This is a genomic window from Nocardiopsis salina YIM 90010 (assembly GCF_000341025.1).
Taxonomy (GTDB): Bacteria; Actinomycetota; Actinomycetes; order Streptosporangiales; family Streptosporangiaceae; genus Nocardiopsis; species Nocardiopsis salina.
In genome coordinates, this window is the sequence record NZ_ANBF01000019.1 from 1 (window position 1) to 26,585 (window position 26,585).

The 26,585-nt window shown below is 69.7% G+C and carries 23 protein-coding genes and 2 pseudogenes; 4 read left to right on the plus strand and 21 right to left on the minus strand.

Annotated features, from left to right (window positions below; all coding sequences use genetic code 11):
- The 6 genes and pseudogenes from D474_RS27345 to D474_RS0101835 form a co-directional block, all read right to left on the minus strand.
- The coding region (locus D474_RS27345) for a condensation domain-containing protein (RefSeq protein ID WP_204367099.1) at window positions 1-652 on the minus strand (652 nt) is incomplete at its 3' end.
- Window positions 653-714: 62 nt separating this feature from the next.
- A pseudogene (locus tag D474_RS27350) lies at window positions 715-2,011 on the minus strand (lysine N(6)-hydroxylase/L-ornithine N(5)-oxygenase family protein).
- Between the two features lie 51 nt (window positions 2,012-2,062).
- The gene (locus D474_RS0101820; protein WP_017611889.1) at window positions 2,063-2,722 is read right to left on the minus strand and encodes an isochorismatase family protein; all 660 of its coding nucleotides are present in this window, start codon (window positions 2,720-2,722) and stop codon (window positions 2,063-2,065) included.
- Window positions 2,722-4,425 (minus strand): (2,3-dihydroxybenzoyl)adenylate synthase, encoded by a 1,704-nt coding sequence (locus D474_RS0101825; RefSeq protein WP_017611890.1) that lies wholly within the window; start codon window positions 4,423-4,425, stop codon window positions 2,722-2,724. Before D474_RS0101825 ends, D474_RS0101820 begins: the two co-directional genes overlap by 1 nt.
- A gap of 2 nt (window positions 4,426-4,427) precedes the next feature.
- Window positions 4,428-5,588: an isochorismate synthase gene (locus tag D474_RS0101830; protein WP_017611891.1), complete on the minus strand. Its 1,161-nt coding sequence runs from the start codon at window positions 5,586-5,588 to the stop codon at window positions 4,428-4,430.
- Between the two features lie 95 nt (window positions 5,589-5,683).
- Window positions 5,684-6,451, minus strand: coding sequence for a 2,3-dihydro-2,3-dihydroxybenzoate dehydrogenase (locus D474_RS0101835; RefSeq protein WP_017611892.1), 768 nt, complete (start codon window positions 6,449-6,451; stop codon window positions 5,684-5,686).
- A 157-nt stretch (window positions 6,452-6,608) separates the two neighbouring features.
- On the opposite strand from D474_RS0101835, the pseudogene D474_RS27355 reads away from it, so the two are divergent.
- A pseudogene (locus D474_RS27355) lies at window positions 6,609-7,157 on the plus strand (thioesterase II family protein); the annotation flags it as partial.
- A gap of 230 nt (window positions 7,158-7,387) precedes the next feature.
- Here the strand turns inward: D474_RS27355 and D474_RS0101845 are convergent.
- The 5 genes from D474_RS0101845 to D474_RS0101860 all read right to left on the minus strand — a co-directional run bounded on the left by D474_RS0101845 (window position 7,388) and on the right by D474_RS0101860 (window position 12,086).
- Window positions 7,388-7,987 (minus strand): DUF1349 domain-containing protein, encoded by a 600-nt coding sequence (locus D474_RS0101845; RefSeq protein ID WP_017611894.1) that lies wholly within the window; start codon window positions 7,985-7,987, stop codon window positions 7,388-7,390.
- Window positions 7,988-7,992: 5 nt separating this feature from the next.
- Window positions 7,993-9,159, minus strand: a complete 1,167-nt coding sequence (locus D474_RS31580) for an MFS transporter (protein ID WP_152476579.1) — start codon at window positions 9,157-9,159, stop codon at window positions 7,993-7,995.
- Complete coding sequence (locus tag D474_RS27360; RefSeq protein WP_239646981.1) at window positions 9,152-9,814, minus strand: HAD family hydrolase; 663 nt, start codon at window positions 9,812-9,814, stop codon at window positions 9,152-9,154. Before D474_RS27360 ends, D474_RS31580 begins: the two co-directional genes overlap by 8 nt.
- Window positions 9,814-10,863 (minus strand): zinc-dependent alcohol dehydrogenase, encoded by a 1,050-nt coding sequence (locus tag D474_RS30760; protein ID WP_040702952.1) that lies wholly within the window; start codon window positions 10,861-10,863, stop codon window positions 9,814-9,816. Before D474_RS30760 ends, D474_RS27360 begins: the two co-directional genes overlap by 1 nt.
- On the minus strand, window positions 10,860-12,086 hold the full coding sequence (locus tag D474_RS0101860; RefSeq protein ID WP_026118091.1) for an aspartate aminotransferase family protein: 1,227 nt from the start codon (window positions 12,084-12,086) through the stop codon (window positions 10,860-10,862). Before D474_RS0101860 ends, D474_RS30760 begins: the two co-directional genes overlap by 4 nt.
- Before the next feature lie 572 nt (window positions 12,087-12,658).
- On the opposite strand from D474_RS0101860, the gene D474_RS0101865 reads away from it, so the two are divergent.
- Window positions 12,659-13,171 (plus strand): aldehyde dehydrogenase family protein, encoded by a 513-nt coding sequence (locus D474_RS0101865; RefSeq protein ID WP_017611898.1) that lies wholly within the window; start codon window positions 12,659-12,661, stop codon window positions 13,169-13,171.
- 68 nt (window positions 13,172-13,239) lie between these two features.
- Here D474_RS0101865 and aroQ read toward each other — a convergent pair whose 3' ends face one another.
- A complete protein-coding gene (gene aroQ, locus D474_RS0101870) occupies window positions 13,240-13,707 on the minus strand; it encodes a type II 3-dehydroquinate dehydratase (RefSeq protein WP_017611899.1) in 468 nt (155 codons plus the stop codon).
- A 263-nt stretch (window positions 13,708-13,970) separates the two neighbouring features.
- Between aroQ and D474_RS0101875 the strand changes: the two genes are divergently transcribed.
- The gene (locus D474_RS0101875) at window positions 13,971-15,767 is read left to right on the plus strand and encodes an acyl-CoA dehydrogenase (protein WP_017611900.1); all 1,797 of its coding nucleotides are present in this window, start codon (window positions 13,971-13,973) and stop codon (window positions 15,765-15,767) included.
- Between the two features lie 68 nt (window positions 15,768-15,835).
- Here the strand turns inward: D474_RS0101875 and D474_RS0101880 are convergent, their stop codons facing one another.
- The 9 genes from D474_RS0101880 to metH form a co-directional block, all read right to left on the minus strand.
- The gene (locus tag D474_RS0101880; protein ID WP_017611901.1) at window positions 15,836-16,330 is read right to left on the minus strand and encodes a glutathione peroxidase; all 495 of its coding nucleotides are present in this window, start codon (window positions 16,328-16,330) and stop codon (window positions 15,836-15,838) included.
- A 91-nt stretch (window positions 16,331-16,421) separates the two neighbouring features.
- Window positions 16,422-16,778 carry a hypothetical protein gene (locus tag D474_RS0101885; RefSeq protein ID WP_017611902.1) on the minus strand — a complete coding sequence of 119 codons (357 nt, stop codon included), beginning with the start codon at window positions 16,776-16,778 and terminating at the stop codon, window positions 16,422-16,424.
- 102 nt (window positions 16,779-16,880) lie between these two features.
- Window positions 16,881-19,265: a lysylphosphatidylglycerol synthase domain-containing protein gene (locus tag D474_RS0101890; RefSeq protein WP_017611903.1), complete on the minus strand. Its 2,385-nt coding sequence runs from the start codon at window positions 19,263-19,265 to the stop codon at window positions 16,881-16,883.
- Window positions 19,266-19,391: 126 nt separating this feature from the next.
- Complete coding sequence (gene rpmF / locus D474_RS0101895; protein WP_017611904.1) at window positions 19,392-19,562, minus strand: 50S ribosomal protein L32; 171 nt, start codon at window positions 19,560-19,562, stop codon at window positions 19,392-19,394.
- Window positions 19,563-19,628: 66 nt separating this feature from the next.
- Window positions 19,629-19,877, minus strand: coding sequence for a type B 50S ribosomal protein L31 (locus tag D474_RS0101900; RefSeq protein WP_017611905.1), 249 nt, complete (start codon window positions 19,875-19,877; stop codon window positions 19,629-19,631).
- A gap of 3 nt (window positions 19,878-19,880) precedes the next feature.
- The gene (gene rpmG, locus D474_RS0101905; protein ID WP_026118092.1) at window positions 19,881-20,045 is read right to left on the minus strand and encodes a 50S ribosomal protein L33; all 165 of its coding nucleotides are present in this window, start codon (window positions 20,043-20,045) and stop codon (window positions 19,881-19,883) included.
- Between the two features lie 190 nt (window positions 20,046-20,235).
- Window positions 20,236-20,721 carry a hypothetical protein gene (locus D474_RS0101910; RefSeq protein WP_017611907.1) on the minus strand — a complete coding sequence of 162 codons (486 nt, stop codon included), beginning with the start codon at window positions 20,719-20,721 and terminating at the stop codon, window positions 20,236-20,238.
- A gap of 147 nt (window positions 20,722-20,868) precedes the next feature.
- A complete protein-coding gene (locus tag D474_RS0101915; RefSeq protein ID WP_017611908.1) occupies window positions 20,869-21,576 on the minus strand; it encodes an HAD family hydrolase in 708 nt (235 codons plus the stop codon).
- 198 nt (window positions 21,577-21,774) lie between these two features.
- Window positions 21,775-25,251 (minus strand): methionine synthase, encoded by a 3,477-nt coding sequence (gene metH, locus D474_RS0101920; protein ID WP_017611909.1) that lies wholly within the window; start codon window positions 25,249-25,251, stop codon window positions 21,775-21,777.
- Window positions 25,252-25,532: 281 nt separating this feature from the next.
- Between metH and D474_RS0101925 the strand changes: the two genes are divergently transcribed.
- Window positions 25,533-26,372, plus strand: a complete 840-nt coding sequence (locus D474_RS0101925) for a PAC2 family protein (protein WP_017611910.1) — start codon at window positions 25,533-25,535, stop codon at window positions 26,370-26,372.
- Window positions 26,373-26,585 lie beyond the last annotated feature (213 nt).

The window sequence follows — 26,585 nt, forward strand, 5'->3', positions numbered from 1 at the left end:
CGGTGCCGAGCACAGCGGGTTCGGGGCGCCCTTCCAGCGTGCGGGTCCAGTACTGCCGGTCCTGGTCCTTGCGTTCTGAGGCGGCGTAGGCCTGCTCCTCGGCGACGACCTCGGCCAGGGTCCGGCTGCGGGGCGCGGGTGTGCTCTGGCCGTTCCCGTGTGTGTAGATCTGGGCGACGCGCCGGTTGACCATGTTGATCGCGTAGGCGTCGACGAGGATGTGGTGGTAGCGCTGGAACCACATCCAGTGGTGGTCGGCCACGCGCAGCAGCGCGAACGTGAAGAGCAGGCGGCCGGTACCCCAGATCGGGGTGGACATCTGCTCGTGCATCCACTCCAGGGCAGCTCCGCGAGGGTCGTCGGCCGAGCGCAGGTCGAGCACCGCCAGGTCCCAGGAGGGGTCCGGGTGGATCTCCTGGACGGGGGTGCCCGCGTCCTCGGCTCCGTGCGGTCCGTCTTCGGCCACGATGCGGGCCCGCAGTGTCTCGGTCTCCCGGACCGCCCTGCGCAAGGCGGCCTCGAACAACACGGGATCGATGTCACCGGGCAGGTCGACGTACTGGCCGACGTTGTAGTCGGCGCTGCCGTGCAAGACCTGTTGGGCGTACCAGACCCCGGTCTGCGCGCCGGTCAGAGCTGTTCGTGTGGTCACCGGATCGGCCATGGTGTGGCTGGTTCCTCTTCGTTCGTCGATCGGCGGCTGCGGCGCCCGCTTCAGCGGTCCGCGGTACGGGTCGCGACGGAGTCGACGATCTCGGCGACCCGGGTGGCGATGTTGGACAGCAGGGAGGCGGAGACCCCGTGGGTGTGTTCGGTGCCTCCCTGCAGGTAGAGGCCGCAGGTGAGGGTGTCGTCGGTGACCACCCGGTAGTCGCGGTCCACGGCGGGACGCCCGTCGGGTGCGGTGGCCAGGAGGTCGGCCAGACCCCCGAGGATCGGTCTGGCGTCGGCCGGGTGGTACCCGGTCGCGAAGACGACGTAGTGGGCGGGGACCGGGGTCTGCTTTCTGGTGATCAGGTCCTCGACGGCCACGGCCACGCCCTCCGTGCTCTCGGTGAGCCCGGTCACCCGCGAGGTGTTGTGCAGCTGCAGGCGCTGCGTGCCGTGGACCTTCTCCATGTAGTGGCGGCGATAGAGCTCGCCGATGAGGTCGGGGTCGACCACGGAATAGTTGGTGTTGGCGTGGTAGCCCAGGAGCTGCTGTTTGACGTCCTCGGGCGCCGAGTGGAAGGCGTCCACGGCTTCGGGGTCGAAGATGCGGTTGGCGAAGGGGCTGTCGTCGGAGGGGCTGTANCCGGGACAGGACGGCGTGGACCTGTGCCCGGGGGAACCGCTGGTGGAGGTGGTCGGCGGCCTCGGCGGCGCTCTGCCCGGCGCCCACGACCACGAAGGAGCGCGGGTCGGCCTTGGACGGCAGTTCGTCCAGGCGCGTGAGCAGGTACTCGTTGTGCCAGATCCGCGCGGACTGCTCCACACCCTCCGGCATGCGGGGCCGCAGGCCCGGGCCGAAGACGACGTTGCGCGCGCGCAGGACCGTGCGCTCCCCCGCAGCGTCCCGGGAGACCACGTCCAGGTGGGTGATGCGCTCACCCGAGTGCACGGGCAGGACCTCCACGACCTCCTGGCCGTAGCGGACCTGGTCCTGCACGCGCCCGGCGCACCAGGCCATGTAGTCGTGGAACTCCTGGCGCAGCGGGAACAGCGTCTTGTGGTTGATGAAGTCGTGCAGGCGGTCCACGTGGTGCAGGTACGACAGGAAACTGAAATCGCTGGAGGGGTTGCGGGTGGTGACCAGGTCCTTGAGGAAGGACACCTGCATCGTGGCGTCCTCGATGAGCATGCCCTGGTGCCAGCCGAAGGTGTCCTGCTTCTCGAGGAAGACGGCGGACAGTTCCGGGGTGGCGCCCTGGGTCCGGCGCTCCTCGAGGGCGATGGCGAGGCCGAGGTTGGAGGGGCCGAACCCCACCCCGACGAGGTCGTGGACGGTGGGGTCTTGGTCGTTGCGGGACACGGTGGTTCCTTCGGGGTGGGGGACGGCCCTGCCGGGCCGGGGACGGACGGGTCAGTTGCCGGCGGGCACCGGGGCGGCCCGCAGCGCGCTCAGGGCCTGTTCGGTGGTGAAGACGGCTCCGCACCGCCCCGCGGCGTAGTGCAGGGCCGAACGGTGCTGGTCCGGCCCGAAATCGGCCAGCGCGTCGGCGATCATGAACGCCTGGATGTCGCGCATGAAGGCGTCCGCGGCGGTGAGCTGGCAGCCGATGTGGGCGTAGACGCCGGTGACGACGATCTGGTCGCGCCCCTGGGCGGCCATGCGTTCGGCCAGGTCGGTCTGGGCGAACGCGCTGTAGCGCCACTTGGTGAGCAGCAGGTCGTCCTGTTCGGGGGCGAGGTCGGGCACGATCTCGGTGTGCTCGTCGACGGCCCGCATGCCCCCGCCCCAGAAGTCGGCCTCGAGGCCGCGCTGTTCGGAGGTCATGTCCCCGGGCTCGGCGGTGTAGACGACCGGGACCCCGGCGGCGCGGCAGGCGGTGAGCAGGGCGGCGATGTTGGCGGTGGCACCGGCCACAGGCTGGGCGCCCTCGGGGTAGGCGCGCAGGAAGTAGCGCTGCATGTCGTGCACCAGCAGGACCGCGCGGTCCGGGTCCACGGTCCAGGGGGCGCGGTTGCCGGGGAGCTCGTCGGCGGTGGGCAGCGGGTAGGGGTCGATGGTGGGCAGGGCCATCACTGTGCTCCGGACTGGTCGGTGGTGCCGCGCAGGTCGCGCTTGGAGATCTTGCCGACCGCGGTGGCCGGGAAGGTGTCGACGAAGCTGACGCGGTCGGGGATCTTGTAGGCGGCGAGCCCGCGTTCGCGCAGGAACGCGAGGATCTCGCTCCGGGTGGGCGCGGGTCCGCGCGGGATGATGTAGGCGCAGGTGCGTTCACCCAGGTAGGGGTCGGGCAGAGCGACCACGGAAGTGTCGTGCACGGCCGGGTGGGCGAGGATGTGGTTCTCGACCTCCTCGGCGCCGATCTTCTCCCCGCCGCGGTTGATCTGGTCCTTGGCGCGGCCCGCGACGGCGAGGTTGCCGGAGGGGTACCGACACACGATGTCGCCGGTGCGGTAGAAACCGTCCGCGGTGAAGGCGGCGGCGTTGTGTTCGGGGGCCCGGTAGTAGCCGCGGATGGTGTAGGGGCCGCGGGTGAGCAGGTGTCCGGGTTCGCCGTCGGGAACGGGGACGTCGTGCTCGTCCACGATCAGGACCTCGTCGTGGGCGCTGATCGGGCGGCCCTGGGTGGCGGTGACCACCTCGTCGGGGTCGCCGTCGCGGGTGTAGTTGACCAGGCCCTCGGCCATGCCGAAGACCTGCTGCAGCGCACATCCCAGGACCGGGGTGACCCGGCGGGCGGCTTCTTCGGGGAAGGTGGCGCCGCCGACCTGGAGCACACGCAGCGACGACAGGTCGCGCTCTGCCTGGGAGCCGCGCTCGACCGCGTCCATCCAGAGCATGGCCACCGGCGGGACGACCGAGGTCAGGGTGGCGCGTTCCTTCTCGATCAGGGCCAGGGCCGTGGCCGGGCTGGGGTCGGGTGAGAGCACGACGGTGCCGCCTGCGTGCAGGACCCCGAGGAACCCGGGCGAACTCATAGGGAAGTTGTGCGTGATCGGCAGGGCGCCCAGGTAGACGGTGTCGGTGCCGAGTGCGCAGATGTCGGCGCTGGCGCGGACCGAGTAGAGGTAGTCGTCGTGGGTCCTGGGGATGAGCTTGGGCAGCCCGGTGGTGCCGCCGGAGAGCTGGAAGAAGGCGACCTCGCCCGGGTCGGGGTCGGCCAGGGCGAGCGGGTCGGGCTCGGCGCGCAGCTCCTCGAGGGCGACGGTGCCGCGTGCCGGTGTGCCAGGGTCGCCCGCCACGACGACGTGTTCCAGGCTCGGAACCTCCTCGCGCACCTCGGCGGCCATGGGGCGGCAGTCGAAGCCGGCGTGGGTGTCGGTGGTGACCAGGGCGACCGCCTCGGCGGTGGAGGCCAGGTGGACCAGTTCGCTCCTGCGGTGGGCCGGCAGCGAGTACACCGGCAGTGCGCCGCGGCGGAACAGGGCGAAAACCATCTCGAGCAGCGCCGCGGTGTTGGGCAGGTGGACCACGACGCGGTCGCCCTCGGCCACGCCGAGGCGGGCCAGGCCCGCGGCCAGGGAGTCGGCCCGGCGGTCCAGCTCGGCGTAGGTCCAGCGGGTGTCCCCGTCGACGACGGCGGTCGCCTCGGAGAACCGGGTGGCCCGGTCGCGCAGGAAGGCGGGGAAGGTCTCGCCGGTCCAGTACCCGGCCCGCCGGTAGGTCTCGGCCAGTTCTTCGGGCCAGGGGGTCCAGTCGCCGGCGGCGACCGGTCCGGGGCGGCGGGTGCCGGCGGTGGTTCCGGGCGCGGGGGTGCGGGGGTCGGTGGTGCTCATGTTCAGGCGGTTCCGTCCACTCCGAGGGCCAGCAGCAGGGTGCGCAGCTTGTCCGAGGTCTCGGCCAGTTCGGCCTCCGGTTCGGACTCGGGCATCACACCGCCGCCCGCGTAGAGGTCCAGGGAACGCCCGGCCACGTCGGCGCAGCGGATCGTCACGACCCACTCCCCGTCGCCGGCGGCGTCGGTGTAGCCGACCGCACCGGTGTAGAAGCCGCGGTCGAAGGGCTCCAGCCCGGTGATGGTCTCGAACGCCCGGCCGGTGGGGCTGCCGCAGACGGCGGGGGTGGGGTGCAGGTCGGCGGCGAGCCGATGCGCGGGCACGTCGGGGTCGGTGAGTTCCCCGCTGATCCGGGTGGACAGGTGCCACATGGTGGCGGTCCTGACCAGCTCGGGTTCGGTGGGCACCGTGAGGTTGCGGCAGTGGGGGGACAGCGCGTCGGCGACCGCGTCGACCACGACGGCGTGTTCGTGGCGGTCCTTGGACGAGGTGAGCAGGCCGACCGCGCGCCGCTGGTCCTTGGTGGCATCGGCGCTGCGCGGCGCCGATCCGGCCAGCGGGTTGGACTCCACCCGCCCGCCGCGCTTGGAGACGAGGAGTTCGGGGCTGGCGCCCAGGAGGGTGCGCACCCCGTCACCGCGTTCGGGCAGGTTGGCGGCGAAGACGAAGGCGGTCGGGTCGCGCCGCAGGAGGTTGGCCAACGCGGTGGCCACATCGACCTCCTCGGTACTCTCGGCGCGCAGGCACCGCGCGAGCACGACCTTGCGCAGCCCGGGGTCCTCGGCCATGGCCTTGACGGCACGCTCGACGGCGGCCACGTGCGCCTCGGGTTCGGGGTGACAGGTCAGGCTCCACGTGCCGGCGAGGGCGTCCCAGCGGGTGTTGGCGGCGCTCTCCCGGGACGGGGACGGCGACCACTGGACGGTCTCGGGGACGACCACGTGGGCGGGCCGGGTGGCGTCGAAGGGGACCGCGCCCACGGCGACGGCGTTCTCCCCGGCGTCGGCGAGAACGGCGGGGATGTCGTCGAGCCGGTCGGCGGTGGCGAGCGCACCGGTTCCGTGGAGGGCCCCGGTCGGGGTGGAGAAGAACGAGTCATCTGGGCGGTAGGCCTTCAGGAGTTCATCCGCAGTGGCTGCGGGCGCGACGGTGCGCTGGGGCATGCGTGGGGGCCTTTCTGTGTTCGGGCACGCGGGAGCGGTGCGGCGGGTGGAGCGGGGTCCGCGTGGGGGGATTTCCGGGCCGGCGCAGCGGTGGCTCAGCGCAGGGTGGCGCCGCCGTCCACGTAGAGCTCGTGCATGGTGATGTGGCGGGCGGAGCCGGAGAGCAGGAAGCGCACGGCTTCGGCGACGTCCTCGACCTGGCCGAGGCGGCCCAGGGGGATGCCGACCTTGAAGCTGTCGGCGTCGCCCTGGACGAGGGCTTCGGGTTCGGCGGTCATGGCCCGCAGCATCGGGGTGTCGGTGGAGCCGGGCGAGACCACGTTGCAGCGCACGCCGGAGGGGGCCAGCTCCAGGCCGAGGGATTTGGTGAACGCGACGGCGGCCGCCTTGGAGGCCGCGTAGGCGGCCATCCCGGACCTGGGAACCCCGGCGGCGTTGGAGGCGACCGTGACCAGGGCACCTTCGCCACGGGGACCCATGCGGCGTGCGGCGGCGCGGCCGACGGCGAAGACACCCGTGGCGTTGACCGCGATCATCCGGTCCCAGTCGTGGTCAGTGCACTCGGCGGCGGGCCCCGTGGCCAGGACCCCCGCCGCGTTGACCACGGCGGTGACGGGTCCGGTGCCGTCCTCGACCTCGTCGAAGAGGGCCTCGACCCGCGCCGTGTCGGTGACGTCGACCTCGTGGGCGGAGGCTTTGTGCCCCTGCTCCTCCAGCAGCCGCACGGTGTGGGCGAGGCCGTCCCGGTCGGCGTCGGCGACGGCGACCCGGATCCCCTGTGCGGCCAGGGTCCGGGCGACGGCCCGGCCGACACCGCTCGCCGCTCCGATGACGAGCCCTACCGAACCACCGGTCCCATCCACGCGCAACGCCTCCTGTGTGACACCATGACTGCTCTGATGAAGCAAGCCTTGCCTTACTTAGGCAAAGTTTACCTTAGGAGCAATGTGGGACCCGATGTCAATCCGGGCGCCCGGGTGACGTGGAACACACACCGGCGCAGGGCCGCAGGAGGTAGTCGATGACCGAGTGGACACGGTGGTGGAGAAGATCTCGCCGGAGCTCGCCGAAGGAACCCCGTTCGCGCTCTTCGGGCACAGCATGGGCGCCGTTCTGGCTTTCGAGAGCGCACGGCGCCTGGAGAAGGAGGGCAGGCAGCCGGCGGCCCTGTTCGTATCGGCCTCCCAGGCCCCCTCGCTGCCCTGGCCGCCGCCGGGAACACCGTCTGCGAGGGAGGCCGACGACGCGGCGCTGACGGAGGACCTGCGCCTGCTGTCCGAGGGAGCATCGCCGGTACTGCAGCACCCCGCGCTACTGGAACTCGCCCGTCCGGCCCTGCGCGCGGACTTCCTCATGCTCGAGGGGTACGAATACACACCGGGGGAAGAACTCGCATGCCCGGTCATCGCGCTCGCCGGCGACCGTGATCCGCGCGTTCCGGTCGATTCCGTCCGCCCGTGGGAAGAAGAGACCGATTCCGATTTCCGCATGAGGGTGCTGCCCGGCGGACATTTTTACTTCGAGGACCAGCTGCCGCAGGTCCTGGAGGATTCGAGCACGGGCGCCTGACATAAAACTCGCTCGGATCACTTCAATGAGCCCTGGCCCAGCATGCCCACCAAGAAATACGATCCCTGTACAGGCCAGCGAGGGTGGATCAAGAAAATCCATCTCTTGGAGGTTCTGGACCTACCTGCCTACCACACCTCACTGACCTGCAAATTCAACTCCGCAGGATCATCAGGAGTTGCGAATTGCATCGCCCCCGACAGGATCTCTGCCGATGTGCCCGGGATCTGTTATTGGTGCAGTTTCAAAGAAGTGAATCGCGTTTTGAATCCTTTCCCTTGGGGAGCAGCGCACATGATCCCGGCGTCGGCATCGACACCCTGAGGGAAGTATGCGAGCCGCAGAAGCATTTCAGGCTCATCTTCACCGAATCCGTATGAGATAGTGACGGTGTCCCCAGCCCGACGCATCTTTACGGAGACCTCGTCTGCGGCCCTGCTTTTTTCCAACGGCACGACCGACCAGTCCGACACATCCCGTGTTACGACCGCGCTGATATATTGGCGGCCGTCGACGTATTCGATCCCCGTCTTGATCCAGTTCTGCCCATCCAGACGCAGCAGGAGACCTGCCTGGTCATACTGCTCCCGGTAATCCCCTCGGAAGGTCGTACTCATAGAAAAATCTGCAGGCACCCTGCGCAGCAACGCGTGTCCGGTATCGCGCACGAAGCCGTAGTATGTGGTCACCCAGAAATCAGAATCCGAAGCGGCCTCGACGACCAGGCCGTCGCCTTCGGGCTCCCACAGCTTCGGAGGGTTGAACCAGGACCACTTCGACAGACCGAAACAGGCACCGACGTCGTCACGGTACATAATAATGTCCTCCATCCTTCTCAATCTTGGCCTTCGCCAGACCCTTGAGTGCGGGAAGGCACCCGAGGAACAGGAGTGCCGGCAGCAACCACAGGGCAGCAGCGACATCCGAGAATTCCGCCAGAAGTCCGATCAACGCGGGCCCCACGAGCATTCCCACATATCCACTTGTACTGATAGCCGTGACGGCGGCAGCCGACACNTATGCCCAAGGAGGCGAATGCCACCATTACCGGGAAGGGGCCGTCCAGGGAAAATCCCAGAACGGTCCCCGCACAACCGCACAGGGCAGCAAAAGCAACCATGCGCTCGTTCCCGATGCGTTGCGCAACGTAGTCCCCTAGAGCTCGTCCCAGGAACATGGTCAGCGCAAAAGCCGTGTACCCAAGCCCCGCCGTTTCCGTGGCAGCGCCCGCCTCTGTCAGCCGGACGGCCGACCAGTCGGTCGCCGCTCCCTCTGCGAGCATCGCCGCGAACGACGCCGCGCACAGGACCGCCATGGCACCGAGTAGGGGCAGGCGGCTTTCGCCGCCGACGGCACCGCTCCTGGACACCCGTTCAGGTGGGGGATCCGGCCGATCTGACGCTGGCGAATCGGTAAGTGCATGACGCATCGACATGGTGTAACCGAGCAAACATGCGATACCGACCAGCGCGAGATGCCATCCGAGGGGAACGGAGAGGATCGCGGCTGCCGTGCCGACGCCGGCACCGATAAGTCCTCCCAGGCTGAAGCACGCGTGGATTCCGTTTATGACGCTGCGGGGATGGTGTCGCTGCACCGTGACCGCCTGCGCGTTCATGGCGACGTCCATGGCGCCGAGCGCGGCCCCCCAGACGAACAGGATCGGCCACAGCGCGGCAGCCGACGTTGCCAGGCCCACCGTCCCCGGCAGCAGGCACGCGGCGATAGCAGCGGTTGCCAGCACCCTCGCGCTCCCGGTGCGTACCATCGCCCAACCGGCCGCCGGCATGGCGATGAGGCTGCCGACGGCGAGAGCGAAAAGTGTCAGGCCCAGGTGGCCGTGTCCTATACCGAGATACTGCTGCACTTCCGGTATTCGCGGCGCCCACGAGCCCAATAGCATCCCGTTCACAGTGAACGCGACGCCGATGGCAAGGTGCGCCTTGCGAACCTTGGCGGAAGCCCGCGCGGGCGCGGCTTCCGTGTCCGTCGGTTCAGCCATGCGCGAGCCCCGCCTTTCCCGCCGCCCCGGGCATCAACGCATGCAGGGTCAACACGCGGCGGCAGCCGGTCAGTTCGGTTCCGGGGTCGGAATTGACCCCCGTCACCTTGAGACCAGCGCCTCGGGCCGCGTCCACGCCCGGCTGCGAATCCTCCAAAGCGTGAGCAGTGTCGGGCGGCGCACCCAGGGCTCGGCACGCGGCCGTGTAGACGTCCGGGGCAGGCTTTGGGGCGATGGCGCCGCCGGCGCCGACGACAGCGGTGAAGCGCTCTCGCAGCCCCGACGCCCGGAGCAGCCGTTCCAGAATGGGCAGTGGGGTATTCGATGCCACGGCCAAAGAGGTGCCGGTGAGCACGTCCATCAAATCGGTTGCCCCCGGCATCAGGAGGTTCGAGTAGTCGCGCACGAACTCCGCCTCAAAGCGCGCTTCCAGCATCCGGACACCGTCGTCGACGGGGAGATCTGCCCCCGCGATCCGTGTCAGCAATACCGCTGTCGCCTCGACCGAGGTACCGCGCGTCTGCGTACGGATGCGACCGTCCCATGTGCCGCCGAGGTGATCCAGCAGTCCACGCTCCGCTCTCTCCCAGCAAGGTTCAGTGTCCAGAAGAAGCCCATCGCAGTCGAAGACGACGGCGTGCGTTGAAGGGCCCATCACGGCTTCAGCACCACCTTGAGCGCCGCGCCCGGCGCCATCCTCCTTCTCCTCCTCAGATCGACTCCCAGTTCGCCGAACGCCTGGCGGTAATCGGAGAGGGCGAAGGTATGAGAGACGATCGCGTTCGCCGGTAGGCGGCCGGACTCGATCAGGTCGAGCGCCGCCGCGAAGCTGCCGTCGAGGGAGTCGATGGACCCCACGATCCGCTTGCTCTCATCGGCGAAAACACCGGGGTCCACGGCGATCGCACCTCCCCCCAGACCTACTGCTAACACCTGGCCTCCTCGGGCGAGGCGTTGCAGAGCGGGTTCTACGGCGCGGCCGGAGGTGTCCACGATCAAATCGATGCCGAGTTCAGCAACATGACCATGGGGTGTCTGTTCCACGACGCGGTCCAGGTTTTCGACTATGCGCCACCGCGCTGGAATCGCCTCTTCAGCGAGTTCCCGCCTTGCCCGGGAGGGCTCCACCAGCGAGCCGACCACGCCCCGTGTGGCAAGAGCGTGGCTGTAGAGCAGCCCCATCGGTCCCGCCCCGATGACCGCCGCTGAGGCATCAGTACGCGGGTTCACCTGGGCAACACCGGTGAGAGCGCAGCTCAGTGGTTCGGTCAGTGCTGCAGCGGCGAAGTCCAGTTGCTCAGAGAAACGGTGTATGAACCTACGCTCGGCCAGGTAGAACGGACGAAAAGCCCCATCCGCGCTGACCCCGCGCTCTGTGCCCTCCTTGCGCAGGCAGTGGTTGGGACGGCCGGTTGTGCACATCCGACAATGCCCGCACGAATAGGTCGGGTCGATCACTACTCGGTCTCCGGGGCGGAGGTCCGTGACTGCCGAGCCGACCCCGCGCACCGTTCCGCTCGCTTCATGGCCGAGGACCACCGGCGGGCGCGCCGCAGGATACGTCCCGGACACGATTCCCAGGTCGGTGCCGCATATGCCGACCGCCTCGATCGAAACCACTACGTCTAGAGGGCCGTGGGGCTCCGGCTCTGCAGAACCCCGCAACTCGACTTCCCAGGGGGCCTTGTACACCAACTCGCTCATCGCGCCGCCCCCACCTTCCGAAGAGCGCTGCCCAGCCTGTCTACGATCTCTCCGATCTCGTTTTCAGAGGCGATCAAAGCAGGGCGAACCTTGACAGTGTTGCCGAACCCGTACCTGGACGGCCGCAGTATGAGTGACTCCTCTTCCCTCGCGGTGGAGATTACGGCACGAGTGGCCTCTACATCTGGATTCCCCTGCCGGTCCGAGATCTCCAGGCCCCACATCATCCCCAGCCCGCGAACATCGCTGACGATCTCGCAGCCGGCGGCGAGTTCCCGGAGCTGGCCACCGAGCAGCTCGCCCTTCCTCCTGACGTCCACCAGGAATTCTTCCTCTGTGACAACGCCGATGGTCGCTTCGGCAGCGGCCAGGCCGAGTGGGCTCGCTCCCGAGGTGAAGGAATGATCATACGGTTCCAGCACGTCCAGCTCTTCACGCATAAGAACAGCACCCATCGGGACACCGGTGCCACCCAAGCCTTTTGCCAACGTGATGATGTCCGGGCGGAGGCCGACGACCGGCGACCCGAATACGTCCCCCAACCGGCCGAGGCCGGTCTGTACCTCATCCGCGATGATAAGGATCCCGTGGTCGCCGCAGATCTCGCGCAGACGCTCGAAATACCCGGGAGGAGGAACGATGTTCCCTCCGTTACCGAGCACGGGTTCGACGATCACGGCGGCGACCGATCCTGTGCTGGCAAAAGTGATGAAGTCATCCAGACGTTCGGCGCAGAGCAAGCCGCAGTTCTTCGGCGACTGCCCGTAGAAGCAACGATGGCAGTAGGGAGCAGGGAACTTCATCCCGGCCGTGTGCGACGCAGGAAAGAAAGAGCGGCGGAAGGCGTTGCCCGATACACCGGTGGTGGCCAGGGTCTGGCCGTGATGAGAGAGGAACAGGCTGGCCACCTCTGACTTTCCGGTGAATTTCTGCGCGATCCGGATGGCGCATTCGTTCGCAGTTGAGCCTGTCAGGTCGCGCACCCAGGCGCTGGAAATCCCCTCAGGGGCATGCTCGAGTAGCGGAATGAGGACATCGCGTGCGCGTTCCTTGGTGAACTCCGATGAGAGGTGCGCCGCCTCCCCCATCTGCCTTTGGACAGCCATGACCACATCGGGATGGCTGTATCCGAGGGGGAGGTTGAAAGTACCGGAGACGGCGTCCAAGAGGACTGTTCCGTCCGCGAGTTCGACGGTGAGCCCCCGGCCTCGCGGCTCGAGCAGCGACGAGGGGTGGGCGGCCGTTCGGGTCGGTCATCAGCTCGGAGGTTGCCATGCACTTCCTTCCCGTTAGGTGCCCCGTCTGCCACGCAAACTAGACCGCAAGTACGTGCAAGACCTTACGAAAGTACTTAGGTTGCTGCAACCGCTTTTTGTGGCCCCATCCGGCCACGCCGACACTTCACCCTGCCCCGTGCGCGCGACCAAGGAGGGCAGGAACAAGCTAATGACCAGGCAATATGGAAGGGTAACCAGACCGCGACCCTTGTGGAACAGACCGACCTACGAGCACTGAAAGAAGACGCAAGAACTGCAATTATCTTGCAGGCGCACAGTGGATGGCCGCTCAGGTGTGGCCGGGATCGGGTATCACGGTCGCCACGTCCCGGCCTTCGAACACGCCTGCAGGCCGGTCGCCCCTGGCTGCGTCATCGCCGGCACGGCTCAGGACAGCACGGAGTCACGGACCGGCAGCCGGGGGCGAGGCCGGTGGTCGCAGCATGGGTCCGCCCCCACTGCCGGACGTGCTCCGGTGTGCACTCCCTGTGCAGCCGACAGTCCGGACTCAGTCGTCTATGCGGATCACAACGACCGTCAACAAGACAGCGACGACACTGCCGCCCCTGTCCTCGCAGAGCGCGGCCGACGACCTCGACGAGCTCGTCGCCGAAGCCGTCGACAACGGGGCGTCTCTCATCACACCGGGTGATCCGGTGCCCGAGGAGGGCGCGTTCGCGCAGCCCAGGATCCTCACCGGCATCACGCGGGACAACCCGGTCCACGACAAGGAGTTCTTCGGACCCGTGGCCCTGTTCCACGTGGCCACGGACGAGGACGACGCGGTACGGATCGCCAACGACTCCACGTTCGGCCTGGGCGGGTCGGTGTTCACCGGGGATCCGGCGCACGGCGCGGAGGTGGCCCGACGCATCGAGACCGGGATGGTCTTCGTGAACCACCCGGCCTGGACGAGGCCGGACCTGCCGTTCGGCGGCACCAAGAGGTCCGGCTACGGACAGGAACTCTCCGCCGCCGGGATCCAGGAGTTCGTCAACAAGAAGCTCATCAACGTGGTGCCGACCGACTGAGCCGCCCCGTCCCAGGTGTAGGTCCGGGGGTGGGGCCGCCGCGCGCGTGGATCCCGGCACGCACCGGGTCAGCCGCCGCGGCGCTCCTGGTCGCGCTGGAGCACGGCGCGCAACCCGAGCTCGTAGCCGAACGTGCCGCAGCCGGCGATGTAGCCGGCGGCCACGGGCGCGGTGACGGAGGTGTGCCGGAAGGCCTCGCGTGCGTAGATGTTGGAGATATGGATTTCGACGACGGGGGCCTCGACCGCGTCGACGGCGTCGCGCAGGGCGATGCTGTAGTGGGCGTAGGCGCCGGGGTTCATCACGACGCCGGCCCAGCCGCGCGCGCCGTGGATCAGGTCGACGAGGTCGCCCTCGCCGTTGCGCTGGGCGCAGACGACCTCGACCCCCAGCTCCTCGCCCAGGGCGACCACGCGGGCCTCGATCTCGGCGAGGGTGGTGGTGCCGTACTGGGCGGGGTCGCGGGTGCCCAGGAGGTTGAGGTTGGGCCCGTTCAGCAGCAGGACCTTGCGGGCGGGCTCGGGGGTGTGGCTCATGCGGTGCGCCTCGGTCGTCGGTGGCTGGGTCGGTGCACCCCGGCCGGGTCGCCGGTGCTCCCCCGCCGCGGGCGCGGCGTCCCCGAGCATAACCAACCGTGGACCGGCCGGGGCGGGCCGGGCCGCACGCCGTCCACCGCGAGCAGAGCGGCGGCTCTCCTCCCAACAGCGGGAACGTCCACCACGGCACCTCCGGGGTGACCCGGGACACGGAGTCCGATAGCATACCGACCAGTCGGTTCACGATGGTTTGGAGGGACCCCGTGGCGTCCACCCTGTTGTCCGCACGCGACCTGAGCTTCCTGCTCTACGAATGGCTCGGCACCGAGGAGCTGACCGAGCGCCCCCGGTACGCCGAGCACTCCCGCGAAACCTTCGACGGGGCCCTGGAACTGGCCGAACGTGTGGCCACCGACCACTTCGCCCCGCACAACAAGACCAACGACACCGACGAACCCCACTTCGACGGCGCACAGGTGCACGTCAACCCCGAGGTCGGCGAGGCGCTCAAGGTCTACGCCGAGACGGGGCTGAGCTCGTTGGGCATGCCCGAGTCGGTGGGCGGCGCGCAGGTTCCGCACGTGGTCTCCAGCGCCTGCAGCGCCTGGTTCCAGGCAGCGAACCTGGGCACCTCCGCCTACCCGTTCCTGACCACCGGCAACGCCCGGTTGCTGCTGGCCCACGGCACCCGGGAGCAGATCGACACCTACGTGCGCCCCATGGTCGAGGGCCGGTGGACCGGAACCATGTGCCTGTCGGAACCGCAGGCGGGCAGCTCGCTGGCGGACATCACCACCCGCGCCGAACCGGCCGAGGACGGTGCGTTCCGCCTCTTCGGCAACAAGATGTGGATCTCGGCCGGCGACCACGAGCTGACCGAGAACATCGTCCACCTGGTGCTGGCCAAGCTCCCCGGCGGCCCGCCCGGGGTCAAGGGCATCTCGCTGTTCATCGTGCCCAAGTACCTCCCCGGCCCCGACGGCGCCCCCGGCGAGCGCAACGACGTGGTCCCGGCCGGGCTCAACCACAAGATGGGGTACCGCGGCACCGTCAACGCGCTGCTCAACTTCGGCGAGGGGGCCCACACCCCGCAGGGCCGGACCGGCGCGGTCGGGTACCTGGTCGGCGAGGCCCACCAGGGCCTGAAGTACATGTTCCACATGATGAACGGGGCCCGGATCGGGGTCGGTGCGGGCGCCACCGCGGTGGGCTACACCGGGTACCTGAAGTCGCTGGAGTACGCGCGCGAGCGGGTGCAGGGCCGCCCGGTCACCGCCAAGGACCCGGCCCGGCCGCAGGTGCCCATCATCGAGCACACCGACGTGCGCCGCATGCTGCTGGCCCAGAAGAGCTACGTCGAGGGTGCGATGGCGCTGGTGCTGTACAGCGCCCGGCTGGTCGACGACACCCTCAGCCACGCGGACGCGCAGGTGCGCGAGCGCGCGGAGCTGCTGCTGGACGTGCTGACGCCGATCGTCAAGAGCTGGCCCTCGCAGTGGTGTGTGACCGCCAACGACCTGGCGATCCAGGTACACGGCGGGTACGGCTACACGCGCGAGTACGACGTGGAGCAGCACTACCGGGACAACCGGCTCAACGCGATCCACGAGGGCACGCACGGCATCCAGGCGCTGGACCTGCTGGGCCGCAAGGCGGTGCAGGACGGCGGAAAGCGCCTGTCACTGCTGGTGGAGGAGGCCCGCGGGACGGTCGAGCGCGCCCGGGCCCTGGGCGGCGCCGAGGCCGAGCACGCCGAGTTGCTGGACGCGGCGCTGGAGCGCGTGGCTCGGACGGCCGCAGCGGCCTGGTCGCAGGGCGTTCCCGAGTCCGCGCTGGCCAACGCCACCGCCTACTTGGAAGCGGTGGGGCACGTGGTGCTGGCGTGGATGTGGTTGGAGCAGTCGGTGGCCGCGCACGGGCAGGAGGGCGCGTTCTACGACGGCAAGCGTGCGGCGGCGCGGTACTTCTTCCGACACGAGCTGCCGCGCACCGGTCCGCAGTTCGACCTGGTCGCCTCGGGTGAGAGCACGGTGCTGGACACCTCGGCCGACCTGCTGTGACCCGACCCCGGCGGCCGTCCTGTTCCCGGTCCGGCCGCCGGGCGGGCCCTCGTCCGGGCCCCTCCGTCTCAGTCTGCCGACCCCGGCAGGGACTTCTCGATGAGTGCGACCACCTCGGGGTCGTCGGGGCGGATACTGGTCCGGAACCGGTGCACGGCGCCGTCGGGCAGCACGAGGAACTTCTCGAAGTTCCACTTGACGTTGCCGGCCTTGCCCTTGGCGTCGGTGGCCTGGGTCAGCTCGGCGTACAGGGGGTGCCGGCCGCGGCCGTTGACCTTGGTCTTGCTCGCCATCGGGAAGGTCACGCCCCAGGTCGCCGAGCAGTAGGCGGCGATCTTGTCGTCCCCGCCGAACTCCTGCAGGAACTGGTTGCTGGGAAAGCCCACGACGGTGAAACCGCGGTCGGCGTAGCGCCGCTGGAGCTCCTCGAGCTGCTCGTACTGCGGGGTGTACCCGCACCGTGAGGCGACGTTGACCACGAGGCGGACCTGGCCGGCCCACTCCCCGAAGGTGGTCTCCCGCCCGTCGATGAGGGTCACGGGGATCGGGTCCAGTGTCGGCACGGTTGTCCTCCTGCGGCGGTCGGTGCAGTGGTGGCCACCGTACCGACCGCCGCAGACGGCCCCGGACCGGGGCCTTACGGGGTGCGCCGGGTCAGGCAGGGCGGATGCGGCCCCCGACGGGCACGTCGACCTCGAAGACGTGGCCGATGTCGACCCCGTCGTAGCCGTAGTCGGCGTTGGCCACCCGCATGCGGCAGGGGGGCGAGACCTCGAGGATGCGCACCTGGACGGGGTCCTCGCGGCCGGGCAGGGTGAGCATCCACGGGTCGGCGAGGTATGTCAGGCCCCGGCTGTCGAGCGCGGCCCGGGCCTCGTCCTCGCTCAGGGGACCCTCCAGGGCGTGGCCGAACGGGGTGACGGGCACGTGGCCCTCCCCCTCGGGGCGCAGGTAGCCGAGTACCTCGCCGTCCTCGTCGCGGTGGTGGCCCCTCCAGTGACCGGGGATCATGGCCACTCTCCTTCGTCTCGGGTGGGCACCAGTGCAGCAGCGCCGCGCGGCGGGAGGCAAAGGGTTTTCCGGCCCCCTCCCCCGCCCGCTGCCCGGCCCACCTCAGATGGCCTCCCTGCGCTGCAGGTGGGAGAAGGCGGCCCATCCGGGCAGCACGGGGAGCCAGAACGTGAGCAGCCGGAACAGCAGCACCGCGGGCAGGGCCACCGCCGCGGGCACACCGGCCACGGCGGTGAGCCCGCCGATGAGTGCGGCTTCCACTGCGCCGAGACCGCCGGGGGTGGGCGCGGCCGAGCCGACGGCGTTGCCGGCGAGGAAGACCACTGCGACGGCGACCAGACTGAACTCCTCACCCGGGTGGGCGAAGGCCAACACGGAGAAGTGCAGGCACAGCACGAACCCGACGGTCAGCAGCAGGGTTCCGCCCAGCCCCAGGATCAGCCCGCCCGGGCTCTGCAGGGTGTCGAGCAGCCTCGGCAGGACCCCGCTGAGGTAGGGCCGCACCCGTTCGCCGACGGCCCGGCGCATGCGCGGCCGCAGCAGGACGGCGCCGATCGCGGCGGTGGCGGCCAGGCACAGCACCACGACGGTGGGCGAGGGGGTGAACCCGGTCCAGTAGGAGGTCCCGGTCAGGTATGCGCACACCAGGAGCAGGGGCACGTGCACGAAGAACCCCACGGCCTGGCTCAGTCCGACGGCGGACAGTGCCAGCGACGTGGACGCCCCTGCCTTGATGACGAAGCGGGTGTTGATCGCGATGGATCCCAGCCCGGCCGGGGCAGCGATACGTACGAAGGAGGCGGCGTACTGCACGGCCACGGTCCGCCACCAGGGCAGGCGCACGGGCACGAAGCCGATGAGGACCATGGCGGCGGCGGCCATGCACACGGTCGCCATCACCAGGGCGGCCGCGGCCCATCCCGGATCCGCCCCGCCGATGGTGGCGAGGTCGACGCCCGTGAGTTGATAGAGCAGGACGATCCCGACGGCGGTGGCCACGACGACGCTGACGACGGTGCGCGGGCGCATGCGTTCGAGACGGGCGGGTGCGGCGGGCGCCCCGGGGGCCATGACCACGATGTGGTCGCGCAGCCGGGCGAGCAGGCCGCGGTCGGAGCGCAGGCGGGACCGCAGGGCGTAGGGCATCCCGGCGGGTTGGAGGAAGGGCAGCAGGGCGGCGGTGTCGGTGACCCCTAGGGCACGGACGGCGGCGTCGGCGGCACGGTCGGCGCCCATCCGCAGGGCGAGCAGGCTGACCATGGCGGCGGCGTCGAGGGACAGGCGTAGCTGGGGTGCGGCGACGGTACCGCGGTCCACGCCGGTCAGGACGAGGTCGCCGTCGTCGGTGAGGCCGAGGGTGGCGCCGCTGAGGTCGCCGTGGGCGATGCGGTGGCGCTGCAGGGTCTCCAGGAGGTTCCAGCAGCGGTCGGCGAGGCGGTCGGTGAACTCGGCGTCGGGGAGGGTGTCCAGGGGGCGTGCGGCCACGACCTCGCGGATCAGCAGCACGGTTCCGGGGCCGAGTTCGCCCACGCCCAGGACCCTGGGGGTGCGTACCCCGGCGCGGCGCACGGTGTGGCCCATGAGGGCGGCGTGTTCGGCGCGGCGGCGGACCCCGTAGAGCATGCGGGGGGCGACGGGGCCGCGCAGGAACAGCAGGTCGCGCAGGCGGCGCCAGAACCCTGAGGTGTTCTCGGAGCTGAGGGCGGACAGTTCCACGCGGGCACCGTCCAACAGATCGGCGAGGAACCGGGGGTTGCCGTCGTGGTCGTGCCCGGCAGGGGTGATGAGCTCGGCCGGCATCCCGAAGCGGTCGAGTTCGCCGTGGGCGCGACCGATCAGGTCGGTGGGTGCGCCGCTGGTGCCGATGGCGTACAGGGCCAGGGCCCCGCAGGCGAAGCCGACCAGGACGGTGACCAGGAGCGCGAGGAAGCTGGTGACCCCGGCGAGGATGGCGCAGGCCGTGGCGGTGGCCGCGGCACCCCAGAGCCAGGCGCGCACGCGGGGCAGCCCGGTCGGCAGGGTGCGGGCCACGGCGATGGCGGCTGCGACGTAACCGAGGCTGGCGCTGGTGAAGACGTCTCCGGGTGCTCCGGTGAGGGTGGGTTCGCCGGGGCCGACGAGGGTGGCCAGGGCAGCGTTGATCAGGGAGGCGAGCCCGTAGGCGGCGGTCCCCGCGGTGGCCGAGCGGGTTAGGTCGCGCATGCGGCGCAGGAAGAGGGCGCGCAGGGCGCTGACGCAGAAGAGGACGATGATGACGAGGTTGGCGCCCAGGGCCACGAGGAAGAGCAGGCCGGAGGGGACGAGGGCGCGCAGGCCGTCGGGGTCGGCGGCCTGTCCGGGGTCGGTGGCCAGGCGCACGGTGGCCAGGACGGCGGCCAGGAGCAGGAGGCCGGCGGCGCCCGCGAGGAGGTCGACGGGTCTGCGTGGCACGTGTGCGACCGGTGGGGTGTCCGGGGCCCCGGGTTCGGTGTCGGTTCGGGTTGTCACGGGTCCAAGCCTGCCCGATCGGTGGGGTTTCGGGCACATGGGGCTGGGGTGTTTCGTGCGGGCCGTTGCCCAGACACAGCACCGCCGCCAGGGTGACCCCGGCGACGGTATGGCGTGCGGTTCGGTTCAGGCCGGCGGGTCGATGAGGCCGCGCCGGTAGGCGGGGACGAGGTTACGCGGCACTCGGTACTCGTGTCCCTGCAGGTGGACGGTGACCAGCTCGGGGCACTGGGCCTTCCACTGGGAGCGGCGGGTGCGGGTGTTGGCGCGCGACATCTTGCGCTTGGGGACGGCCACGGCGGTTCCTCTCGGGGGTCGTTCGGGGTGGGTGGGGCGCGGTGGTGCCGCGCCCCGGCGGATGGATCACCGCTGTTTCTGGTAGCGGCGGTTGAAGCGCTCCACGCGTCCTGCGGTGTCGACGACCCGCGCGGCACCCGTGTAGAAGGGGTGGCTGGCGCTGGAGATCTCGACATCGATGACCGGGTAGGTCTGCCCGTCGGTCCATTCGACGGTGCGGTCGCTGGTGACGGTGGAGCGGGTCAGGACGGCGAAGTCGCCGACCCGGTCGCGGAAGACGACGGGGCGGTATTCGGGGTGGATCCCCTGCTGCATGGTTCAGCGCTCCTCTCGGAACTCGACGTGGCGGCGCACGACGGGGTCGTACTTCTTCAGACGCAGGCGGTCGGGTGTGTTCCGGCGGCTCTTGCGAGTGACGTAGGTGTGGCCGGTCCCGGCGGTGGACCTGAGCTTGACGACGGGACGGGTCTCGCTGCGTGCCATGTGTGCCTCCTGGTCTCGGTGTCCGATGACCACAAGGATACGATAACCGTTTTCATTCCCAATCCAGTCGTCGACTTTGTTCTGCGAGACCACGGACACACACCGTGACCCAACGGTCCACGACGCACCCCGTTCCGAGCAGGTCCCCGGCACACGAGAAGCGGCGGCCCCCGCTCCTNTCAGGCCCGGGTCATTCGATACCGCGCTTCTTGAGCAGGGCCTCGATGTCGCCGAAGTCCATGTCGTCTCCCCCGCCGGAGGAGCCCGCGCCGGATGCGCCCTGTCCCCCGGACACCTGGGTGGGGGCCGTGGTCCCGCCGGCCTCGCCGGCACCGTCACCGCCTCCGGACGCCTTGGCCGCACGTGCCTTCACGCCCACACCCCGCGCCTTCATGAAGCCGGAGACGAAGTACAGGAGCACGGCCAGACCGGCCAGGGCGGTGCCGGCCCAGATGATCGGGCTGAAGATCATCGTCGCCACGATCATGAAAAGGCTGTTGATGAAGATGACCACCGAATACATCAGCCCCAGCAGCCCCGCCGCGAGGGGGACCAGGGCCCAGGACAGGGCCCTGAGGCCGTGCGCCGCCCCCCTCCTGCGCCAGAGGAAGAACGCGATGACCAAGCCCACCAACGCGAGTGCGGCTCCCAGGGCCAGACCGATTGTCGCCGCCATATCCGAGTTCATGGCACCAGTCTCCCATCCGGCGCCCGTGCGCACATCCGGCCGACCCCTGAGGCTTCCCCGGGTCGCCGCCCGGACCGGCGCCGGGGCCCGGGACTCCTCCCACGCTACACACCGCCGCCACACCCGATCGAGGTGTCAGTCCTCCGCGACGAGGGACTCCAGCCAGTCCAGGCCGACGCCGACCAGGCTCTCGCGCACGACCACACCCTCGCGCGGGGGGATCTCCACGTGGTTGGGCACGGCCACGGTCACACACCCGGCGTCGGCGGCCGAGGCCACACCCACCGCTGAGTCCTCCACCGCCACACACCGCGCCGGGTCCACACCGAGGCGGTGGGCGGCGGTCAGGTACGGGTCCGGGTGGGGTTTGTTCGCGCCGACCTCGTCGCCGGCCACGGAGTCGTCGAACAGGTCCAGCCCGATACGGCCCAGCGCCGTCTCGATGAGCTCGCGCTCGGTGGAGGTCACCAGCACCACCGGGACCTCGGAGTCGGCGAGCATCCGCACGAGCTCGGCCGCGCCCGGGCGCACCTCGGCCCCGCCGGCGAGCTTGCCGCGGAAGCGGGCGTAGAGCTCGGTGGCCACCTCGCGGGGGGTGAGGTGGTGGGCCCCGGTGAGCTCGATGATGTAGCGGCCCACGGGCACAGCGGCGTTGCCGACGTTGCGCTCGTGGTCCTGGTGGGTCCAGCGGCCGCCCAGCTCGGCGACCAGGTCGGCCTCGGCCTCGTTCCAGAGCCCTTCGCTCTCGATGAGGGTGCCGTCCATGTCGAGCAGGACGGCCTGCAGGCGGCGTGCGGGCGCGGGCTCGGCGGCGTTCGCGCTCAGGGTGCTCTGTTCGCTCATAGGTGCTGCGGGCCGCCCGGCCTCCCGGTCGGGAAGGGGGCGCCGCTGTCTCCCCTCGTGTGTGGGAACGGTCATTCCACGGTACGGACACGGGCTCTGCGACCTGCCCCACAGCCCGGGGTCTCCGGGGCTGGGGCCGGACGCACGAACGGGGTCCCCGGGCTCGCCCGGGGACCCCGTGGTGGAGGCGTGGGCCGGTCAGACGTTGAAGTAGGTCGCCTCCGGGTGGTGGATCACGATCGCGTCGGTGGCCTGCTCGGGGACGAGCTGGAACTCCTCCGAGAGCGTGACGCCGACCCGCTCGGGCTCCAGCAGCCGCATGATCTTGGCACGGTCCTCCAGGCTGGGGCAGGCCCCGTAACCCAGGGAGAAGCGCGCGCCCCGGTAACCGAGCTTGAAGAAGGCCGCCAGCTCGGCCGGGTCCTCGCCCGCGAAGCCCAGCTCGGCGCGCACCCGGGTGTGCCAGTACTCGGCCAGCGCCTCGGTGAGCTGGACCGAGAGCCCGTGCAGCTCCAGGTAGTCGCGGTAGGCGTTCTTCTCGAAAAGCTCGGCGGTGGCCTGGCTGATCGCCGACCCGACGGTCACGACCTGGAAGGCGGCCACGTCGAGCTCACCGGACTCCTTGGGCCGGTAGAAGTCCGAGAGGCAGAGGTGGCGGTCGCGGCGCTGGCGCGGGAAGCTGAAGCGCTCGATCTCGGCGCTGCCGTCCTCGTCCAGGACCACCAGGTCGTCGCCCTCGCTGTAGCAGGGGAAGTACCCGTGCACCACCGCGGCCTCCAGGAGCCCGTCGGTGCGGATGCGGTCCAGCCAGCTCCGCATACGGGGACGGCCCTCGGTCTCTACCAGTTCCTGGTAGGAGGGTCCGTTGCCGCCGCGGGCGCCCTTGAGGCCCCACTGGCCCATGAAGACCGCACGCTCGTCGAGGAACGAGGTGTAGTCGGCCAGCGGGATGCCCTTGCTGATGCGCGAGCCCCAGAACGGCGGCTCGGGCACGGCGTTGTCGGTCGCCACGTCACTGCGCGCGGGCATGTCCTCGGGTGCGGTCACCTGCAGAGTGGCGCCGCGCTTGGTCTTGCGTCCACGCAGTTCGGGAAGCTTGGCCCCTTCCTCACCGCGCTTGACGGCCATCATGGCGTCCATCAGGCTCAGGCCCTCGAACGCGTCCTTGGCGTAGCGGACGTCGCCGTCGAAGACATCGGCCAGGTCCTGCTCGACGTAGGAGCGGGTCAGGGCCGCCCCTCCCAGCAGAACGGGGTACTGCTCGGAGATGCCCCGAGCGTTCATCTCCTCGAGGTTCTCCTTCATGATGACCGTGGACTTGACCAGGAGCCCGGACATGCCGATGACGTCGGCACGTTCGGCCTCGGCGCTCTCCAGGATGGTGTTCACCGGCTGCTTGATGCCGATGTTGACCACGTCGTAGCCGTTGTTGGACAGGATGATGTCCACGAGGTTCTTGCCGATGTCGTGGACGTCGCCCTTGACGGTGGCCAGGAGGATACGCCCCTTGCCCTCGTCGTCCTCGTTCTTCTCCATGTGCGGCTCGAGGATGGCGACGGCGCCCTTCATGACCTCGGCCGACTTCAGGACGAAGGGCAGCTGCATCTCACCGGAGCCGAACAGGTCACCCACGACCTTCATCCCGGCGAGCAGGTGGTCGTTGACGATGTCCAGGGCGGGCTTGTCGACCAGGGCCTCGTGGAGGTCGTCCTCCATACCGTTGGCGTCGCCGTCGACGATGCGCTGCTCCAGGCGCTCCCACAGGGGCAGCGCGGCCAGACGCTCGGCACGGGACTCCTTCATCGCGGCCGCGTCCACGCCCTCGAACATGTCGATGAACTTGCTCAGAGGGTCGTAGTCCTCGGTGCGCCGGTCGTAGATGAGGTCGAGCGCGGTCTCGCGCTGGTCGTCGGGGATCTGGTTCATCGGCACGATCTTGGAGGCGTGCACGATGGCCGAGTCCAGCCCGACCTGCACCGCTTCGTGCAGGAACACCGAGTTCAGCACGATGCGGGCCGCCGGGTTGACGCCGAACGAGAGGTTGGACAACCCCAGGGTGGTCTGCACCTCGGGGTAGCGCTCCTTGAGCCGCCGGATGGCCTCGAGGGTCTCGATACCGTCCTTGCGGGTCTCCTCCTGCCCGGTGGTGATGGGGAAGGTGAGGCAGTCGATGACGATGTCACCGGTGCGCATCCCCCATTCGCCGGTGAGCTGTTCGACCAGCCGGCTGGCCACGTCCAGCTTCCAGTCGGCTGTACGAGCCTGGCCCTCCTCATCGATGCACAGGCCGACCACGGCGGCACCGTGCTCGGCGACCAGGCTCATGATGCGGTTGAAGCGCGAGTCCGGGCCGTCGCCGTCCTCGTAGTTGACCGAGTTGATGATCGCCCGGCCGCCGAGGGCCTCCAGGCCTGCCTCCATGACCGCGGGCTCGGTGGAGTCGAGCATGATCGGCAGGGTCGAGTTGGTGGAGAAGCGGGAGGCCAGCTCGCGCATGTCCGCCGCGCCGTCCCGGCCCACGTAGTCGACGTTGAGGTCGAGCAGGTGGGCGCCGTCGCTGATCTGGTCGCGGGCGATGTCCACGCAGGTGTCCCAGTCCTCGTCGAGCATCGCCTCGCGGAACTTCTTGGACCCGTTGGCGTTGGTGCGCTCGCCCACGGCCAGGTAGCTGGCGTCCTGGCGGAAGGGCACGCTCTGGTACAGCGACGAGAGCGAGGGCTCGGCCAGGGGCTTGCGGTTCTTGACCCCGCGGCCCTGCACCTGCTCGACGACCACGCGCAGATGCTCGGGGGTGGTACCGCAGCAGCCGCCGACCAGGCTCAGCCCGTACTCACCGGTGAAGGTGTCGTGGGCCTCGGCCAGCTCCTCCGGGGAGAGGTCGTAGTAGGCGCCGTTGGCCCCCAGCTTGGGCAGGCCGGCGTTCGGCATGCAGGAGATCGGCACGCGCGCGTGGTGCGACAGATAGCGCAGGTGCTCGCTCATCTCGGCGGGGCCTGTGGAGCAGTTGATACCGATGACGTCGATGCCCAGCGGCTCGAGGGAGGTCAGCGCGGCGCCGATCTCCGAACCCATGAGCATCGCACCATTGGTCTCGATGGCGACCTGGGCGATGATCGGCACGTCCTGGCCCAGGGCCTTGCGTGCACGCTTGGCTCCGACGACGGCGGCCTTGACCTGGAGGAGGTCCTGGCTGGTCTCGATCAGGATGGCGTCGGAGCCACCGCTGACGAGGCCGAGGGCGGACTGCTCGTAGTAATCGCGCAGGTGACTGTAGGGGGCGTGGCCCAAGGTGGGCAGTCGGGTTCCCGGGCCCATCGATCCCAGGACGTAGCGGGGGTGGTCGGGGGTGGCGTGGGCGTCGGCGGCCTCTCGGGCCAGCCGTGCTCCGGCCTCGGCGATCTCGTGGCTGCGGTCCTCGATGCCGTACTCGACGAGTCCTCCGTAGTTCGCGGAGAACGTGTTGGTCCCGATGCAGTCCGAACCCACGGCAAGAAAGGCGGCGTGGGTGTCGCGGACGATGTCGGGGCGAGTGATGTTGAGGATGTCGTTGCAGCCCTCGTGACCCTCGAACTCGTCGAGGGGGAGGTCGTGGGCCTGGAGCATCGTGCCCATCGCTCCGTCCGCGACGACGACACGTTCGGTCAGTACTTCACGGAAGGTGGGGCGATCTCTCATATTCGGCCACTCTAGCTCTCCGGCTCCGCGGCGACCCGAGGTGGCCCCCGTGATCCGCGGCACCGGGGTCGACCGGCGGGGCTGTGGGCGGGTCGTGCGAAGGGACGGCGGTGTCCGTTCCCGTTCGCAGCGGCGAGGGTACCGCATTGTGCGTTTCAGCACGTGGGACGCCTGTCCCACCCGGTGCGGGATGCGGCGTTCGTACCGTGTGCGTGGAACGGTTTCCCGCTGAGGGCACCAGCCCATAAGGTGGACGGGTCCGCGTGCAGGAAGGGGCCACGATGATCAAGCTCGTCCGGGAGCTTGTCGAGCCTGTCATGGTGGTGGCGTTCGAGGGATGGAACGACGCCGGCGAGGCCGCGAGCCTCGCAGTGGACCACTTGTCGAACCAGTGGGGCGCGCGCCAGTTGTGTGCGCTCACGCCGGACGACTACTACGACTTCCAGGTGGCACGACCGCGGATGTCGGTCGTGGACGGGGCTGTGGAGGAGATCGAGTGGCCCACCACACGGGTGCGGTTGGCCTCCCTGCCGGACCAGGGACGGGACGTGGTCCTGGTCGACGGCCCCGAGCCGAACATGCGGTGGCGCTCCTACGCCGCCGACCTTCTGGCGATCGCCCGCGAGCTCGGTGTGACGCGAGTCGTCATGCTGGGTTCGCTGCTGGCTGACGCACCTCACACGCGGCCGGTACCGGTCACGGGGATGGCCTCCCCGGTCGAACTGGGCACCGGCCACGGTCTTGACGCGACCACCTACTCGGGACCCACGGGGATCCTGGGCGTGGTGCACCAGGCCTTCGCACAGGCGGACCTGGAGACGGTGTCACTGTGGGCGGCGGTGCCTCACTACGTGGCGCAGCCGCCGTGCCCGAAGGCGGCGCTGGCGCTGCTGGCGTGGGTCGAGGACTTCTCCGGGGTCAGAATTCCCCTGGGGGACCTGCCCGAGGAGGCGGTGTCCTGGGAGAGCAACGTGGACGAGCTCACGGCGGAGGACGAGGAGATCTCGGCCTACGTCCGGGGCCTGGAGGAGGCCAAGGACACCGCTGACCTCCCGGAGGCGTCCGGGGACGCGATCGCGCAGGAGTTCGAGCGCTACCTGCGACGACGCGACGAGAGCTGACCCCGGGGGCAGGAGCGGAGCCCGGTTCCGGCCCCGGGTATGAGATGCACCCGGATGAAAGTATTACGCGCGCCATACGCCCGACTGGGTATTCTCGGGCCCAGCTCGCGGACCGAGGCTGCGGTTCCATCAGCGACGGCACCGGCGTGTGGACGGGGATCACGTCGGCCGCGCTCCTGCTCCGTATGGACCGTGCCCGGGAAACAGGACGGC

Bases quoted from the DNA above. Each gene is read 5' to 3' on its own strand.
- D474_RS0101885 (WP_017611902.1), bottom strand. From the start codon at position 16,778: ATGATCCCCGGTCACTGGAGGGGCCACCACCGCGACGAGGACGGCGAG.
- D474_RS0101820 (WP_017611889.1), bottom strand. From the start codon at position 2,722: ATGGCCCTGCCCACCATCGACCCCTACCCGCTGCCCACCGCCGACGAG.
- D474_RS0101915 (WP_017611908.1), bottom strand. From the start codon at position 21,576: ATGAGCGAACAGAGCACCCTGAGCGCGAACGCCGCCGAGCCCGCGCCC.
- D474_RS0101865 (WP_017611898.1), top strand. From the start codon at position 12,659: ATGCGGATCACAACGACCGTCAACAAGACAGCGACGACACTGCCGCCC.
- D474_RS0101900 (WP_017611905.1), bottom strand. From the start codon at position 19,877: ATGCAGCAGGGGATCCACCCCGAATACCGCCCCGTCGTCTTCCGCGAC.
- D474_RS0101825 (WP_017611890.1), bottom strand. From the start codon at position 4,425: ATGAGCACCACCGACCCCCGCACCCCCGCGCCCGGAACCACCGCCGGC.
- D474_RS0101925 (WP_017611910.1), top strand. From the start codon at position 25,533: ATGATCAAGCTCGTCCGGGAGCTTGTCGAGCCTGTCATGGTGGTGGCG.
- rpmG (WP_026118092.1), bottom strand. From the start codon at position 20,045: ATGGCACGCAGCGAGACCCGTCCCGTCGTCAAGCTCAGGTCCACCGCC.
- D474_RS27360 (WP_239646981.1), bottom strand. From the start codon at position 9,814: ATGGGCCCTTCAACGCACGCCGTCGTCTTCGACTGCGATGGGCTTCTT.
- D474_RS0101910 (WP_017611907.1), bottom strand. From the start codon at position 20,721: ATGGCGGCGACAATCGGTCTGGCCCTGGGAGCCGCACTCGCGTTGGTG.
- D474_RS0101845 (WP_017611894.1), bottom strand. From the start codon at position 7,987: ATGGAGGACATTATTATGTACCGTGACGACGTCGGTGCCTGTTTCGGT.
- metH (WP_017611909.1), bottom strand. From the start codon at position 25,251: ATGAGAGATCGCCCCACCTTCCGTGAAGTACTGACCGAACGTGTCGTC.
- aroQ (WP_017611899.1), bottom strand. From the start codon at position 13,707: ATGAGCCACACCCCCGAGCCCGCCCGCAAGGTCCTGCTGCTGAACGGG.
- D474_RS0101830 (WP_017611891.1), bottom strand. From the start codon at position 5,588: ATGCCCCAGCGCACCGTCGCGCCCGCAGCCACTGCGGATGAACTCCTG.
- D474_RS30760 (WP_040702952.1), bottom strand. From the start codon at position 10,863: ATGAGCGAGTTGGTGTACAAGGCCCCCTGGGAAGTCGAGTTGCGGGGT.